Origin of the sequence: Brasilonema sp. UFV-L1 (genome assembly GCF_012912105.1) — a bacterium.
In the GTDB taxonomy this organism is placed as follows: Bacteria; Cyanobacteriota; Cyanobacteriia; order Cyanobacteriales; family Nostocaceae; genus Brasilonema.
On sequence record NZ_QMEA01000049.1, the window covers coordinates 13,368 to 30,084 of the forward strand.

The following is a 16,717-nucleotide window of genomic DNA, read 5'->3' on the forward strand; positions in this document are numbered from 1 at the left end:
CTGTTTGGTTCTGGAACATCCTGGTGTCGCTGAATGAGATAATAGTTAAGCTTTCAAATCTTGAGCGATTCTAAAACCAGCGTGTTGATAAAAGTAAGGACGAAACCAGTTACGATAGGTTGGTAATGCCATTGAACCATTAGTTGCCCAAGAACCGCCGAGCATCATCTGATGTTTACCATCAAAAAAGGGTGCTGCTTGATCTTCGTAAAGTGGATGAGGTTGAAATCCTGGTAGAGGATTGAAGGTGTCTTTTAGCCATTCCCAGACATTTCCTCTGAGATCATAAAGACCACAACCACTGTTGGCTATTTTAAACATTCCTACTGGACTGGGGGAAATAAATTGTAAGTTGAGATTATAATTAGTTGATAAGCGCTTATCAACAGACGTTAGTAAGGCTTGATTCCATTCGGCTTCACTCATCAAGCGTATTTCTGAGCCTTTGGAGTGACAAAATGCGATCGCCTCGTAGTAGTTGACTTCTACAGGCCAATCTAAGGGTAAGTCTATTTCGTCGAATGTGGCTCGATAGCGATAGCCATCCAATCCGGATATCCAGAATTTGGGATGTTGTACGTTGTAGAGTTGTTTCCATGCCCAAGATTCTGCATTCCAGTAGTCTCGATTGTTATAGCCGTCTTTGTGAACAAACTCTAGAAATTCTCCGTTAGTGATGAGATACTGACTCGCTAAAAACGGTTTCACTTCAACCGTGCGATCGCCATATTCGCTATCCCAACCGTAAGTCAGTGAATCTTTGGGTTTTCCCAGTTTCACCACACCACCTGGAATTAAGCGCATTTCATTGTTAGGAACCTCATTATAACTCGGTGCGTAATTCCACCCTTGAGGACGTTTGAGGCAAGCAACTGGTAATTGACGCAGTAGCACCGAAGAGGTTTCAAAGTGAATGCGACTATGTTCTATTCCCATCAGCAAACCCCATACTGGATGCTGTTGATGAATAGGCAGATCTAAGCTAGTATTTTGGATAACTTTTGTGATGACTTCTCGTGCCTTGTCACGATATTGCCAAACTTTCTCTACATCAGGCCAATTAACCCCTTGCATTGCTGCATCAAGTTCTGTCGGTGTTTCTGGATCAACTCCGATTTCAAATAGAGTTTCGTATTGTGAATGAATCCGCTTTTCTATTAAACCAACGCGAATTAACTTGTTGATGAAAAAAACAGCTGAGTGACCAAGATAAAAAATGAGACAGTTTCTTAAAGGATCAGGGTTAAGATAGAAAGTTTCTTCCCCGACCAAACTTTTCATGAGTATTTCTTCAAGTTCCCAGGAATTTTCAAAGTAGTTGAGCAGGCTTTGTGAACTGCAATCATCAAGTCTGGGGACTTGCTCAGATGTCAGTTTATTGATCATTGGAACTATACCCATGAAATCGAATTCTGTGACTTGTTGAGAAAATTTCTGAAGGTTGGCATTTCATACAAGATTGTATAAGCTTTGCCCTAGTGATTAAAATCCATAGGCTAGCCTTGGCTTATCCATTGCGCCAATTGCCTAACTAGAGTTTGAGGTCAATCACTTCTTTACATCTTGAAAATTGATAATGCAACATTTAAAACCATTGCGATCGCTGCAATCTTGGTATTACAGTCAAGTCTGTTTGCTAGGTGATTTTCCTAATACTCCCACACTTCTAGAGAGTATGCAAGGCTAGCTAAGCCAATTCAGTCAATAATTTGCAATTAATTAGGATAGTTAATTGGTACAGTTAGTGGAATGAAAAGTTCTGCAATGGTGTGGAGTCAAGACTTCTGGCGGTGTATCGCTGCCAATTTTACCGAAGTTTTATTAGCTTTGCTTATAAGTCATGATGGAACTAATATCGTTTCTCTATAAAAATGCACGCTGATTTAACTGCTCTGATGAAAAAACGTAGACGCGCAGCGACTACGTTTTTTCATTATTTTGCGTAAGTCCTGACTTTTGACTTCATGATCAATCAATTATCAGTTATCAGCTATCAATTATCAGTTATTAAGGAAGCGCAGTATCAGTTATCAGTTCAAGAAAGCTGCTTATTTTGATAACTGTTCACTGTTCACTGTTCATTGATTCTTGACGCATTGTTTCCTAGGTAGCCATAAACCAACTTAGAAACTTGACTAATAAAGTCTCTAGCTCTTTTGTCACCAAAAGGTCTTTTCACCAAAATACCTGCTAAATATCGTTTACCTGATGGTAACTCGATGATACCAGCATCCCCCAGGAGAACTCCAAGAGTTCCTGTTTTATGAGCAATCACAGCGCCTTTACCAAGTCCAGCTGGTAACAATCTTTTGTTTTCAACACGACGCATGATTGCCAGAGTTTGAGAGTAGCTTGTACTACTGAGTAATTTCTTGTTTGTAACTAATGCTGATAATCTTACCAGGTCTTTGGGACTGGTTGTATTAGTCCCCTTAAAGTCTCCTAATAGATTACGAATTACAGTGTTTTGCAGCCCCCAACTGCGAAACCGCTGGTTTAACTTAGCCATACCGCCTAAACGGTCAATAATCATATTAGTTGCTGTATTGTCACTGATAGTAATCATTTTTGTGGCAGTTTCTAAAACGCTCAGTTTGGTTCCTACAGGTTTGTATTGCAAGACTCCTGAACCTGCAGCTTCAGCCTTCAAGTCACGCCGTAGTACTAAGGTTTCATTCAGCTTAACTCTACCTGCATCGACTTCCTGAAATAATGCAACCAGAATCGGAAATTTAATAGTACTCGCAGCTGGAAATACCTTCTCTCCATTAAAGTCCAAGTAATTACCTGTATCCAAGTCTAGAAAAAACATTCCTGGTGAGAGAAAACTGTAGCGAGCTATCAATGTTTTCAGTTGAGAACTCAACTCTAACAATTCCTTTCCCAAGGGAACAACTCCAGCAAACTGAGAAATCGCGCCGATTTGGATGGGAATTTGTTCTTCTCCAGCGTTAGTATTTACATTCGTGTTCACAACTACTGCTTGTGAATCACCAAAAGCTGCACGCTCAATTGAGGTGAATTTCACAATCCAATGTGAGGAAGAATCTCCTTGAATCAATAATTTTTCTGGTGAAACTGTGTAACCAGGTGCTAATTCAATCACCAATCTGGTTGTTTGGGAGTCAACTTGTCCAAGCCGAATTTCTCGAACTGCTGAACCAAGACTTTTACGAATTGTATTGTCATCTAAATTTTTTGTTCCTGGTAAATCAATAACAAGTCTTGTCGGGTTATGAATTAAAAAAGCTTTTGGTTGTACTCCAGAATCAGTCGTTATATCTAGTTGATTTTGAACGGGGTCGAAATACCAAGATTGCAAGCGAGCCGCTTTGACTGGAGAAGATAACAGTACAATACTAATGACGCTAGCTAACAGGAAGCTAAATCTCATCCGTGTGATTTTTCTGAGCGATAGTAGAATTGGCATGCACAGTTTTTCCAGATTTTTCTAGTCTGATCCGGAAGAAAACTGTACAAGATTGTAATAATTGCTAATTATTTGCGTCGCCGTAGATGAAGTTAGTTAAGACATTTACTTGTGTATTTTAAATTTACTGCCTTCTCGCTCGAAGAATACCTATTAGACATCTGGTGAAATCTCTCAAAAATTTACCCCAACTGATATCTTGCACCATTCTCAACAACACCCAAAAAACCGGGTTTATAAACGAGAAATTAAGGTTTATACGAGCAGGTATTCTCAAGAAACCCGGTTTTTAACTCAGGTGCAAGATCTGAGCCAAAAGGGTTTACACTTTATCACTCTATCCCCGTGCGGATGCTCAAACTGAACGTTATAATAGGGGATTTGAGATATTTCATGTTGGTAATACCATTTCTTTGTGAGGCTGCGCCAAATTTTATTGACTTCTTCTTTCTTTGTTTCTATGCGCCAAGGGCGCACGCTACGCCCTTTGTGTCCTTATAGCAACAAAAAACCTCGGCAGTTTGAACCGAGGTGATTAGGAGAAGTCCAAATGTCAATGAGTACTGATCCAACGCATCAAAGAGTGAAATTTCCAAATGCATCAATACCTACAGTTTTTGAGGCGATAATACCAATAAGCACGACCAAACCTAACGCTCTACGAAAATAATTAACGCCTTGAAATAATTCCAGCCATGCCCAAGTAAACAAAGAGCCATTTGCCAGTACGTCTAACCCTGTGTTAATTTCGCCTGTTGTAAAAACTAGTTTGAGTAAACTAGCTGTGAACCAGACAATAATTGGTAAATTTGGCATCTGAGCTAAAACAATTTTACCATCGCTATCACGGAAGGTTTTATCAAATAATGTATTTTTCATGACTTGAAATTACAACAAAGACAACAGCTTATTAACTTACAAAAACTACCACTAGCATTAAAACATTCAGGTTTTTCTCTTATCAAGCACCATTATGCTGAGATTAGAGTGGTAAAGTGTATTCGCTCTGATGACTCTTTTGACCAATAAGGGGAGTCATGGGTATGGGGGTGTGAGATGTAGGGGAAATGCACAGTCCTTTCACCCGGAGTGGCAAGAACCATAGGGTAATCTTATTGCGGTTCGGGAGTAGGCACTTATAAGAAAAAAATGCTCACTCTTCAATCCTATCTTCCGCACCGTCAACTGGCACAATTCTAGAACAAAAAATAGATTATCTCTTAAGGATGAATATAGCTTCTCTCAAAGGCAAGATAGATAACGTGAAAAATCACGTTACTATTACGACTAAACAGTTTACCCATACTGTTACCAAAAAAAGGTTAGTGTAGTACGACAGAAATAACTATACAGTTGGAAACAAGTCAAGGATACAGGTTGAAAAAGCATTTCAATCTCCTGTTATTTGCAGGACAGAACATATTCTGATTCTGATTTCTGAATTCTGACTCCTTATACGAATAGTGGTGTTTTGACCTTACAAAACAAAAATTTTGTCACTACATGTTGCAACAGTATGGCATTTAGCAAAGGCAGGGTGATGAGGAAACACGATGAACACAATAAAGCCAGAGCGTAAAAGAGCATCGCTTCCGGTGGCGGTGTTTCTTTCAGCATTGCTAACACTACCAGTGCTTAGTAGTTGCGGTGGAGGTTCCCGAACTGCTACGCCACCGCCACCTGTTGACGACACCGTTGGTAGAAGTGTGAATTATCCACAAACACAAAACCCAAATCAACGTCAACAGGCTAAGAGGGGATTGACGACGGGGCAGAAAGTGGCGATAACTTTGGTGGGAGCCGCTGCGCTTTACTACCTCTACAACCAGCGAAAGAATGCTCAAGGAAACGGACCACAGGGTAGGTACTATCTTTCTAAGAACGGACGTGTATACTACCGCGATGCTCAAAACCGCGCTCATTGGGTAACACCTCCATCCGAAGGAATTCAAGTTCCAGAATCAGAAGCACAACAGTACCGGGATTTCAAAGGCTATAACAGACGTACGACAGGTCGCGATTTGACTGACATAGCTCCACAGGAAGCACCGACATATTAATAACGCTATATTATAGCGCTTATTGTTATGATGAGACCACAAATCGTAGGGTCGGTATTCCCCATAAAAGCCTATGTGATAAACATTCGAGATATTGGTGAGCAGATAACCCAAAAGCACAGAAAAAAGCAACGGTGTCATTAATCACGCTAATCAAAAGGAGATAAGTCATGGTAGACGACTTTTTGCGGAAGGCTAAGGATTTTATTGTTGGCTCAAACGAAGATGACCGCGAAGTACGTCCAGCAACAGAAGACCCCTACGGCGACCCTGCTGACCAACAATATTACGGTAACGTCATCCCTGCAAGCCAAGACCCCTACGGCGACCCTGCTAATGATTACGGGCAGTATGGCGATATTCGTCCAGCCACAGAAGACCCCTACGGCGACCCTGCTGACCAACAATATTACGGTAACGTCATCCCTGCAAGCCAAGACCCCTACGGCGACCCTGCTAATGATTACGGGCAGTATGGCGATATTCGTCCAGCCACAGAAGACCCCTACGGCGACCCTGCTGACCAGGATTACCGATAATTAACATGTTGACCTTTTTTGAATTTTCTTTTTTGAATTTTGAATTCAAAAAAGGTCAATCTAAGAACGAAATTTTCTACGACACTCTTAAATTGCACGAGAGAATTTTTTCTCTTGTTTTGTTGTATGCATATCAAAGACGACGGCAATGTTTCGTATGAGCAGTCTGCCAATTTCTGTGACAGTGATGTCATTTTCTGATAGCCTAACCAATCCATCTGACTCTAAACGTTTCAACGTCTCTAATTCCTGAGAGAAATAGTTATTAAAATTGATATGATATTTGTCTTCAATATCTTGCTTATAGAGTTGGAAATGACACATGATGTTCATGATGACATCGCGTCTGAGAATATCATCCCAACTGAGTTTGATACCTTTACTAATAGGTAAGATACCTGTATCAATTGCTTGGTAATAATCCCTTAATTGCTTGTGGTTTTGGGCGTAGGTATCTTCTAGCATACTGATGGATGTCGCACCAAAACCAAACAGTTCTGCAGCAAGTTGAGTTGTATAGCCTTGGAAGTTACGTTTGAGAGTGCGATCGCCTTGAGCAATTGCCAATTCATCATTAGATTTGGCAAAATGATCCATACCAATAAATAAATATTGCTTCTTCGTCAACTCCTCAACTGTCATCTTCAAAATTTCTAACTTTTCCTGCGCTGGTGGTAGTGCTTCTACTGGTATATTTTTTTGCACAGCTTTCAGCCAAGGAACATAAGCAAAGTTAAAAACAGCAATCCTGTCTGGGTTTAATTGAATAGTCTTTCTTATCGTCTCCTGAAATGTCTGGACAGTTTGATAAGGTAGACCATAAATGAGGTCTACATTCACGCTTTCAAACTTCGCCTCTCTAATCGCGTTCATCACGTCAAACAGCATTTCTTCTGGCTGGATGCGATTCACAGCGACTTGAACTTGACGATTAAAATCTTGGATACCAAAACTAATACGGTTAAACCCGATTTCTCTTAAAAAGAAAATGTAGTTTTTATCGATATAGCGGGGATTAATCTCAATAGAGATTTCTGCTGTTTTGCTGAGTGTGAAGTGTTGATTGATATTTTTCCATAAATATTCTACTTGTTCAAGGCTCAAATAATTAGGTGTTCCGCCACCCCAGTGAATTTGAACAACTTTCCTATCTGAAGCAATTAAGCTGGCTGTCTTCTGGATATCTCGAACTAGATACTCTACATATGGTTGAGCAATATTCTTGTTGTTTGAAATGACTACGTTACAACCACAGAAATAACAAGCGCTTTGGCAAAAGGGTATGTGGAAATACAAAGAAAGGGGAGTTTTTCTTTGATTTGATGTGGCGATCGCACTTTGAAAGTCTGTGTGAGTAAATGTTTCCTTTAACTCTGTCGCTGGTGGATAGCTAGTGTATCTGGGTGCGGGAGTATCGTACTTTTTGATAATATCGAAATCAAATTTGACACCAGGAATTTGATAAACCATTGAATTGCTTCCAAAAAAATGAACGTATAGAAGAGCGTCAGAATCTAACAAATCAATCATCTACTATACGCATCAAAAAATCCGTTCTTCATGCACCTTCATGAATGCAGTCACATCTATCTGTGTAGATTTTATTGTTCGCAAAAATCCGATTTTGGGTTATTTATTTTGAATAGCAGATGGACACAGATAATTTATCTGTGTCATCTTTATTAATCTGTGATTTGTTTTCAAAAACTTGACTTTTGCATCACGTCTAATTTCTAAGCTGTACTGAGTTCCGTGTTATCAGTATTATTCGTATTAGTCAGATTATAGAACATGGCTTGACCAATTGCTTGGATGAGGGTTTGTTCTAACTCCTGAACCATTTGCATATTGAGTCCAAATGCATGGTTAGCTTCTGCAACAATCTTGTCAGCGGTTGTATCGTCTATTGATAAAGAATCTAAGACTTGACGATACTTATCCTTAAATGCTTGCTTATCTGGAATTTGCTCAAAATTGTAGAAAGATGTGCCTTCATATCCAGAAAGTTTCAAGACTGACTGAGCAACTTTTTGCAACATTTGACCACCAGACAAGTCACCCATATAACGAGTATAGGCGTGGCCGATTAATAGCGCAGGTTCCTTTGCAGATAGTTGATGAATTCGGGCAATGTAAATCTGAGCAGCTTTTGAAGGTGCGATTTTTCCTCTCCAGTCTTGACCGTAGTAAAATTCTAGGTCTTTTTCCAAGTTAGCTTTGCGATTGAGTTCTCTAAAGTACACAGCACTGATCACAGAATGGTCTTTATGACGCTCTAATGCTGCTTCCAATGCACTGTAGACGTAATACAAGTTACCTAAAAATTTTGCAAAGCAGTTTCTATCGACAACTCCTTTAACAAAACATTTCATAAATCCCACATTTTCAGCCACTGTGTGAGCCTGTTGTGTTCCACAGCGAAGTTTTTGGGCTAGATTGCTACTCATCGTTAAAGTGCTTTTTGTCCAAGTAAAATACGTACCCAAACAAGGGTTTGATTTATTGACTTTTAGGACTTTCGCAGAATTCCGGGTGTTGAACTATCTCCTCACCTTCTACAGTTATCAGTGAACAGTTATCAGTTATCAGTTATCAGTTGTCAAGCAGATTTTTTGTTCTTTGTTTACTGTGTACTGGTCACTGGTCACTGGTCACTGTTCACTATTTTAATAAGCATTTTTTCTTTGGCTTTAGGAACAGTTTACAGTTAACGTCAGAAATAGAGAGAGATAGCAGTCTTGGGTTTAAAGCAAAACCGAGCTATGTCGCTTGAAACCAAGTTGATGGCTACTTCATCTATTAAACTATCAAACAGTTGTGTCACTAGAAAAGGGTTTATATTTATTAAGATTTCCCTCATCAGGCTGCAAGTTGCAATTAAGCGCTATGTCATAAATAGAACTATTATTCGTGAGCAATCGTCTCTTTGTCTGTTGGGTTTGTCGTGGCAAGAAGAATAGCAACTTACCCCAACTTATTGAGCCGATACTAAATTTCGTTCTACACACAGACATGATCGCTCCTCATCATTTTGATGACTGATCCAGAGCGATCGCGCGTGCCTGTCTCAATTCATTCGCTGCTATATAAAACCTAGACAATTCTAGACTTTATTTCCTACTTCATCGGGAGCATGGGAGCGGTTATCCCTCAGTAGACTTTTACGCCAAAGCCCGCCGCGATACGCTCTTGTCTTCAACGCGCTTAACACAAGCGGAGCACTGGCTCAAATTAATTGCTGCATTTAAGTCCCTTTCGACTGAATTTCTTTCCTGTCTAACTCTCTTTTGAACGTTGCTTCTACCAATCTATCAGAGGTCAATGCCTTAGCGACTACTGTCGTGTCTGGAGTTGGCTCAATCTATGCCATTTGGGATGATCACCACCTTGACTTTTCACGGGATGTGGAAGTGCGATTCGTTGGTAGCTGAATTCATAAGCTATCCAAGGTGAAAACCTAGAGTAACCTTGAACTCTTTTATGATAGGGGTGAGTAACAATCGAGAAACAAGTCCCCTTCAGTCGCACTACCAGCATAGATTTGATTTGTAGTCAAGTTGATAGCAATACCCCAAGGTCCCTGATGCTGCCTGCTTCATTTGGTTTCACATACTTAGCCATGCCAATCAGTACAGCTAAGTATGTATTTATTGTCGAGTGTTGTCCGCTGAATTGGTTATTAGAGGTGTTGCGATCGCGGCTTTACTCAGATCGCTTGAGTTTCCACGCAAGAAGAATCTTCAAGATTCAAGAGAAACTCTTTGAAATTGAGGGAGGCATGCACTAATTCAGCAACACTAGATTTTGTTAAGTGTTCAACCGAATTACCCGACTTTCTGCATTACCATCTACAGTCAACCTGTAAATAAAGATTCCAGGTGGTAAAGATTCCCCCGCATCATTTTTACCGTCCCAGACAACTGATTTTTGACCAGCACTGGGATTAATTTCATCAACCAGTTTGCGAACATAAGCACCAAACTGATTCCAAATATGGATTGTGACTTTTTGGGCATTCTCCGGTAACGTGTACTCGATCTTCACTGATTTCTCAAACTGCGCTGGCGCGTTTGTTGTCAGAAATCTTAAAGGTGCAACCCTCTCCAGCAGAGGGGCTGTTACTGGTGCAGCAGAATACTTGTAAACAGTCTTGCCTGAAGCATAACCGACAGTCACGGGATTACCAAAAAATCGGAAGCGATTGATAAATTGTCCGATGTGATTGGCATCTTCCCAGTTTTTGCCTCCGTCGTTTGTTTGGCTGCTGAAACCAGTGGGGGCTTGTGGGAAGTTATAGCCCCATCCACCTACCCAGCCGAGGTTCTCATCTACGAAACCAACCCCTTCAAGATTTACATTCTCTTGAGGATCGTTTATGCGGAGTCTCGTCCAGGTTTTTCCGCCATCTGTTGTCTTGAGAATTGCGCCTTGATTGAAATTTTCCAGAGAGACAAAACCAACTTTTTCATTGAGAAACTGAATTTTCCAACCCCATTCTCCTAACGGAAAAGAGGAACTAATATCGGCGACTCGGTTTACCCAGGTTTTTCCCCCATCTTCTGTATAGAGAACCACTGGAATGACATCATCGCGACTGGGATTAGTAATACTCTTGTCCGCTTTGCCACCGACAACCCAACCACGATCCTCATTAATGAAATAGTTATCAATCAAAATTGTGGCATATTCGCTCATATCCCATGCAGTCCAAGTTGCCCCACCATCGACAGTTTTCATCATGCGAGGAGGAATATCAGCAGGATTATTGGTACCAGAAGCGTAAATAACCGATTTGTTGACCACCGAAAGTCCACAAATTTTGACCGGAGCGTTTTCAGGGAGATTCTCTACAATAGTCCAAGTCTCTCCTCCATCAGTTGTGTGATACAGGCGTTGCTCTTCAGATACTGTTCCAACCCAACCATTTAAGGGGGTCGAGAAACCAACACACCTCAAATAAACTGGTCGCCCGTTAACAATAGGTGTTTGAAATTGCTGCTCCCAAGTATTGCCACCATCGGTAGTTTTGATGATTTGACCATTACTATTAACAGCCCAGCCTACCATCGGATCGATAAACCAAATATCATCAGTTCTTGAACTAGCGATTGGTGCATTTGTAGGAGACCATTGTAGGTTTGAAGAATTTGTCATGACCAATATTTCCTTTTGCTTAGAGATTTGCGATTTGGGATTGTCAAGGAGAAATTCAAAATTCTCTTAAAAAAGAATCATTCGTCAGAATTCAGGAGCGGAGCAAGGAAAGCGCAGCCTCCGGTCAGAATCAATTGGATGGGGATTTAAACCCCAACCAATTGTAGACAACGCCAGATACCTCTGTCGGGAGACACTCATCAAGTACTGGCTCCCGTGTAGACGGTGGGGATGCGCGACCCCATACTCATCCGCCAGTCTAAAGAATACCCAACTGAATTCTGGCGACTGACACCTGAGTTCTTCTGTTAATTACTGAGGAAAATTACTATCTTTCCACTGCTTGAATAGATTAATTCTTGCCTCTGTCCAAGGACCTTCAGGAAGTAAAGGCATAGACTTAGAGGATACAGAGTCTAAAATCGCATCTGCATTATTTTTCACCTCATCATAAACCCCAAGATTGAGGCGAAATGTCGGAATTGATTTCATATGATCTACATCCATCGGTGAGAATAATTGGGAGATGCCATTCGTCCAAGTTTCTCCATTAGGTTCAAGGGAAATAGTATGAGCGATGTTTTTCAGTGTTGCCGATACCTCTGTTAAAGCTTGGCGCAACTGAGGATAGGATTGAGTTCTAGAATCGTTAATCAGCGCGTCACCAGCTTCGCCAATTTCTTGTAGTCTCTCTTGGAAAAAGATCCAAGCACTGCTCATCTGGGGAAGTAATTGAACATCTGCATAGACTTCAAAACTTGGTCCTGCGTTCATACCTGGAAATCCTTCGCCTGCTGGCAAACGAGTGATTGCTTTAGCTAAGGGAGAAACGCCAAAAGGCATGAGGTTAATAAACGCACTCTTGAGAATATACATTTGTTCTTCATTCTCCTCAGTGTGAGCAAAGAAGCGGAGGAGAATTTGCAGCATAACTTCATAAAGAGCAACGAAGATCTCAACTACATCCCGACTCAAGGTATCAGTAATGATGTTGGCACCACGAGTTGTATTATCTTGTTGAAGACTTAACAGTGGATTTTCAATAACAGGACGGGCAGGTTGAAAACTAGGATCGCTCGCCAATTCTGCTAAATACTCTTCGCGAATTTTGGTAAATTTAGCAAAATGACTGTCATCTCTCTGGGTTGGAGAACCTTCGCCCTGTACGATAATTAGATTGATCGCTTTTATTGCTGAATCCAAGTCTGTAACCTGGATCATCTCTCTAAAAATCCCAGTTGCTTGAGCTGAGGGCGGCCCAATAAATAGTTTTTGACCGATAGTTTGAAAGCCTTGGCGGATTAGTCCGTAGAGTTCTCCAATGGTGTTATACTCAAGTTTTCTCGGAACTAATGGTTGTGGTAGTACTGCCAGAAGTCTTAGCAATTCTTCATCTCTGATTCTCTGACAAAACTGAGTCCAATTTCCTTTTTGTTCCTCAGTATCAAAGTTATTTGGCAATTCAAAACAAATATAGCGGTTCAGCGTAGTTTCATTGAAAGGCGCTAGTTTGAATTGAAGTTTTAAAGATGTATAGGTTTTAGCCTGAGGAAAATTTGCACGTCGAAAATATGGTGCTCCTCCTATGGCTGTAAGCAGATTGCTAGCCAGTGCTAGATGCAGCATTTCCTGTACGGCAATACCATTAATTGTTCGCCGCCACCTATTCATCTTATTTAATTGAGCTTGAGAAACTCCTTCATTTGTAGATTCTTTTAAACTAAAGGCAGTAAAAAGATACTGGCAGGCAAGAGAATGTTCCAATTCTGCTGCTTGGGAGAGAAGATAAAGTAAGTCTTCTCTGGTTTTGACTTGATTGTCTATACTCATATGGAGTAATAGTTGAAGAAGGAATGGGTAGTGGGTAATTGTATGTAATCGTATGCAATTAACAATTACCCATTACGAACCAACTATTGAGATCTTTCTTAAACAGATTTAAGATTAGGATGCTAATCCGTAAGACTTGGCTAAATAATCGTTAATGCTTATAAGCATCACGTCGCTCCTTGATAGCGTGTAACACTCGGTTGGTTACATTTCGAGCTGACAGGGTTTGCAGCAACTCATTTTGAACATCAACAGCACCTTGCACATCCCCAAGTTTTAGCAACCAGTCGCTAAAGCGGTCTACATAGTACTTGTAGTCAATATGTCCAAGAGATTTAGCAGCCATTTTTGGCTGACTAGTTAGAGCCGCTGCAAACTCCTGACGTGCTTCCTCAACATTGGGAGAAATCACCTTAATTTTGGGATGATTGGGATCGTCTAAGTCTAAGGTTTTGTATTCTTGTGCCATTGTGCTGGCTAGAGCAACCTCGGCATGGAAAGCAACTGAGCGATCGCTCAATTTTGTTGATACTTCCCTAAGAGTGTCGTTGCCTTTAGTCAGCGCCTTACTCCCATCAAATGTCAGAATACGTCCAACATCTTCAGAGAAAAAGTCCTGCGCTAGAAACTCTTCATCGTAACCCCGTGGCGGCGCAATACGCAACCTCAGCGGGTTGGAAACCAAGTCTTCTTCGGTATCCTCCATGTGTAGGGCTACTTGAATAGTATAGTAACCAGGTTCGGCAATTTCCCAACCACCCTTACCCACAGAAGCAAATAGGGACTCATATGTTGATTCTCCAGGCATCAAAACACGGAGTTGGGTTTTCCAGCAATACTGAGCATAGGGAGAGAATTGACGAGCGGGTTTTCCATCTTTCTTGATAATCACAATCATGTGATCGAGTTCTGACAGGAGTTTGTCACTAATCAGCTTAGGTTGAGATGAAATATTAGTTAGCTTCAACTCCAAGACCACTGGCTCTAGAAACTCGAATAGAGCTTGCTGACGATTAACACGCAATTCCAACTTGATTGACGGTTCACCAGACAGGTTGAGCTGCTCAAAAGCGTGATCGTCAAACCAATTAGCATTTCCTTGCTGCACGAACTGGAAAGGAGCGTGTCGCATAAACAGCAGTTCTTGATCGCTGAACCGAAACTCAAAATCGCTGAAAAATGCCGTTTGATCGCCCGATACGTTGAACGGATAATTCATGAAACTCCGAGCTTCCGGCTCGTTAGTCAAAGGAATCCAAGATGTTCCCCACGACGTTGGATGCTGTTTTTGCCAAGAGTGAGCTAGGTTGAATGCGTGTCCCATTTCATGAACAGCAGTCCAAAAACGCATCCGATTCACCCATGCATCTGGAGCAAGGTCACCTGCTGGTGGCTGCGCAATGAAAGTTTTGTAAAAGAGTGCAGTTCCTTGCCTGTGATTGGGACCAACGTCATCAAACATGATCCCACCCAAGTCTTCCCCCTGTTCATGGATAGATGCAAATAGAACCCACATTGACCATTGAGGTCTATCTACAAATCGTGACCAATGGATTTGCATGGCATCATGCATTTCATTGTCGCTCCATCTTGCTTCTGCTCCTGGCGGTAGTCCGGCGATCGCATTATCTCCCTCTGATTTAGTGACGGCAAAGCCAGTTCGCTGGAACACCGTCTCAATGGAGAGCGTTTCCTGAAACACTGTTCCAGGTCGGTTGGGATGAGCGTAAGTGTCAATTGCAGTTACTGGTGTGATGCCTTCCTCATAGTCGAACTCAAACTCTACCTCGTGAAAGTAAGACGATTTGTACTTATAATTTACAGTCTTATTTAATACGTCTACAACCGAAAAAGTAACTGTAGCACCGCGCTGGTCGGGAAACTGACTACGTTGCACCTCAATATTGACGTTTGTGTAGGGGAAAGAAGCTGTGTCTCCATCCTTGTACCAAATCTCACCAGTCCACGAATTTAAGCTAGTATTGGTGAGATTAGCAATCCAATGGACTCTGGAGGCGATCGAAAAGGAAAACGTACCACTCGCTCTCATAAGTGGATAGCGTCCATCCACATCCAATCGCAACTCTTGGGAAGATGCTGGTTGCGGGATGGGAGTGGGGTTGGGAAGATTTATCTCATTCCTCAACTCATAAAGACCACTCACTAATTCATCCATTTGAATTAACTCCTTTAAATTTCATAAGTATCTAAATCGCTGGTTTGACACATGGAAAACGATCTTGTCATCAGCAGTTATCGAAACCCCCAAATAGGTCGGAGCAGAGATTTCTAGAACAGTAGATTGCGCTAGCTTTTTATTTGGCAGCGTCACCTTCACATTGACCAAGCCTTTTTGAACATTCGTTTCAAAAGAAGCTGCGAGTCCAATTTGAAATCTCGTTTTCACTTGCGATTCATGAAATGCTTCTTCACCATTGACTTGAATGATGACCTCATCATTTAAAAAACCATCTTGCAAAGCAATATGAAGTAAGATCATTAGACTTCTAGCTGGTTAAGGAGGAGTCGCTACCATCCTGAACACTTCTTGAGCGATTTGCTCTCCAGACCGTGCTCTCACGGCAGGCATCCGTAATGGCGCGCTACTGATTTCACGCAACACTTGCAAACGATATTCGCTTGCTGCGATACGCTCTGTGTCAAGCCAGAGGCTTATCGCATTACCGAAGAAAGGCAGAGGGCACAGGGTTGGGCACTCCCCTTGGACAAAAATGGACAACCCTTGTATTTTTGCGGCATGTCTTATGCCTGCGCTTACGCCGCGTAGGCGTGGAGGAGATACGGACACGCACTCGCGTTCGCCCTTACGTACTTCTGCCTTTTCATCGAGCAAACCATTCACAGCATTGTTGTTTGCAGCGTTCATTTAATCTAATACCTTAATTTGTAAAAATGATTAGACTAATAGCTTGTCATTTTTCAAATGTTACTAAATTAGCCGTGTCTACCTCCTAAGTTTTGGAGCGCGAGTTCCGAGCGCAGCGAGCACGTTAATCGTTTGGTCTGGCTCTACATGCCATTTTTGCTGATAAGTTTTTGTTAGTCCCCTGATAAAATCCGGGAAGTATTTTGACACAAAGCAGATAGTTTTCCTGATAAATACGGGAAAATCATGTGGAGTCATGATAAGTATGAAAAAATTCCGGATAAGTTCGGTTTCCTTACATTTCATGGGAGAAAAGGTTGATGGAATCATGAACAAGTATTAAATACTAAGTATTTAAAGTTACTTATTAGATGCGGCTTTCTTACGCAGCAAATAACATCAAAAAAAATTGATATTTGGAAACACTTGCTTTAGTCGTGAATTTAATTTCTAGACAACCAGCTAAACAACCCTCTGGGATCAGCGGCGCAAGAGGAGCATCGCCTTAGAATACCACCTTAGCCGGAGGAGAATTGAAGAAATTGGTGAGGATTTATGGAGCAACCTTTCCAACGCTTTAGGAGAACAGGTGAGAAAGACTAATTTTTGGCAAGCGCTGCAACGGCAATCGGAGAAAAGCACTCTTAGTTATGTGGATTAATGACACTGCACTCAGTGGTTGAACTGACCAGAATACTGGCAATTTTTTCAATTTCTATCCCAGGCGTTGCATAAGTTGATTTGTGCTTACATCTATTAAGAAGATAGCTATGAAGCTCATTTATGCTTAACTTCTGTTGAGGAAATTAAGTAAGGC

The 16,717-nt window shown here is 41.3% G+C and carries 12 protein-coding genes; 3 read left to right on the plus strand and 9 right to left on the minus strand.

Translation table 11 applies throughout. The features are described from left to right. Nucleotides 1-45: 45 nt before the first annotated feature. From ovoA to DP117_RS15795, 3 genes are all read right to left on the minus strand, one after another. Nucleotides 46-1,401, minus strand: a complete 1,356-nt coding sequence (gene ovoA / locus DP117_RS15785; RefSeq protein WP_169219249.1) for a 5-histidylcysteine sulfoxide synthase — start codon at nt 1,399-1,401, stop codon at nt 46-48. 670 nt (nt 1,402-2,071) lie between these two features. Further along, nucleotides 2,072-3,394 carry a serine hydrolase gene (locus DP117_RS15790; protein ID WP_169219265.1) on the minus strand — a complete coding sequence of 441 codons (1,323 nt, stop codon included), beginning with the start codon at nt 3,392-3,394 and terminating at the stop codon, nt 2,072-2,074. Between the two features lie 612 nt (nt 3,395-4,006). Then, nucleotides 4,007-4,309 carry a hypothetical protein gene (locus DP117_RS15795; RefSeq protein ID WP_169219250.1) on the minus strand — a complete coding sequence of 101 codons (303 nt, stop codon included), beginning with the start codon at nt 4,307-4,309 and terminating at the stop codon, nt 4,007-4,009. 674 nt (nt 4,310-4,983) lie between these two features. On the opposite strand from DP117_RS15795, the gene DP117_RS15800 reads away from it, so the two are divergent. Both DP117_RS15800 and DP117_RS15805 read left to right on the plus strand, forming a co-directional pair. Continuing rightward, nucleotides 4,984-5,490, plus strand: coding sequence for a hypothetical protein (locus DP117_RS15800; protein WP_169219251.1), 507 nt, complete (start codon nt 4,984-4,986; stop codon nt 5,488-5,490). Between the two features lie 170 nt (nt 5,491-5,660). Next, the gene (locus DP117_RS15805; RefSeq protein WP_169219252.1) at nt 5,661-6,029 is read left to right on the plus strand and encodes a hypothetical protein; all 369 of its coding nucleotides are present in this window, start codon (nt 5,661-5,663) and stop codon (nt 6,027-6,029) included. Nucleotides 6,030-6,116: 87 nt separating this feature from the next. Here the strand turns inward: DP117_RS15805 and hemN are convergent, their stop codons facing one another. Next, the gene (hemN, locus tag DP117_RS15810; protein WP_169219253.1) at nt 6,117-7,499 is read right to left on the minus strand and encodes an oxygen-independent coproporphyrinogen III oxidase; all 1,383 of its coding nucleotides are present in this window, start codon (nt 7,497-7,499) and stop codon (nt 6,117-6,119) included. 263 nt (nt 7,500-7,762) lie between these two features. Continuing rightward, on the minus strand, nt 7,763-8,476 hold the full coding sequence (locus DP117_RS15815; protein ID WP_169219254.1) for a heme oxygenase (biliverdin-producing): 714 nt from the start codon (nt 8,474-8,476) through the stop codon (nt 7,763-7,765). A gap of 1,136 nt (nt 8,477-9,612) precedes the next feature. Between DP117_RS15815 and DP117_RS15820 the strand changes: the two genes are divergently transcribed. After that, nucleotides 9,613-9,816: a hypothetical protein gene (locus DP117_RS15820; protein ID WP_211176140.1), complete on the plus strand. Its 204-nt coding sequence runs from the start codon at nt 9,613-9,615 to the stop codon at nt 9,814-9,816. A 20-nt stretch (nt 9,817-9,836) separates the two neighbouring features. Here DP117_RS15820 and DP117_RS15825 read toward each other — a convergent pair whose 3' ends face one another. The 4 genes from DP117_RS15825 to DP117_RS15840 all read right to left on the minus strand — a co-directional run bounded on the left by DP117_RS15825 (nt 9,837) and on the right by DP117_RS15840 (nt 15,513). After that, nucleotides 9,837-11,183, minus strand: coding sequence for a YCF48-related protein (locus DP117_RS15825; RefSeq protein ID WP_169219256.1), 1,347 nt, complete (start codon nt 11,181-11,183; stop codon nt 9,837-9,839). A gap of 312 nt (nt 11,184-11,495) precedes the next feature. Further along, nucleotides 11,496-13,013, minus strand: coding sequence for a ferritin-like protein (locus DP117_RS15830; RefSeq protein WP_169219257.1), 1,518 nt, complete (start codon nt 13,011-13,013; stop codon nt 11,496-11,498). A gap of 151 nt (nt 13,014-13,164) precedes the next feature. Then, nucleotides 13,165-15,189, minus strand: a complete 2,025-nt coding sequence (locus DP117_RS15835; protein ID WP_211176141.1) for a hypothetical protein — start codon at nt 15,187-15,189, stop codon at nt 13,165-13,167. A gap of 21 nt (nt 15,190-15,210) precedes the next feature. Continuing rightward, nucleotides 15,211-15,513, minus strand: a complete 303-nt coding sequence (locus tag DP117_RS15840; RefSeq protein WP_169219258.1) for a hypothetical protein — start codon at nt 15,511-15,513, stop codon at nt 15,211-15,213. Nucleotides 15,514-16,717 lie beyond the last annotated feature (1,204 nt).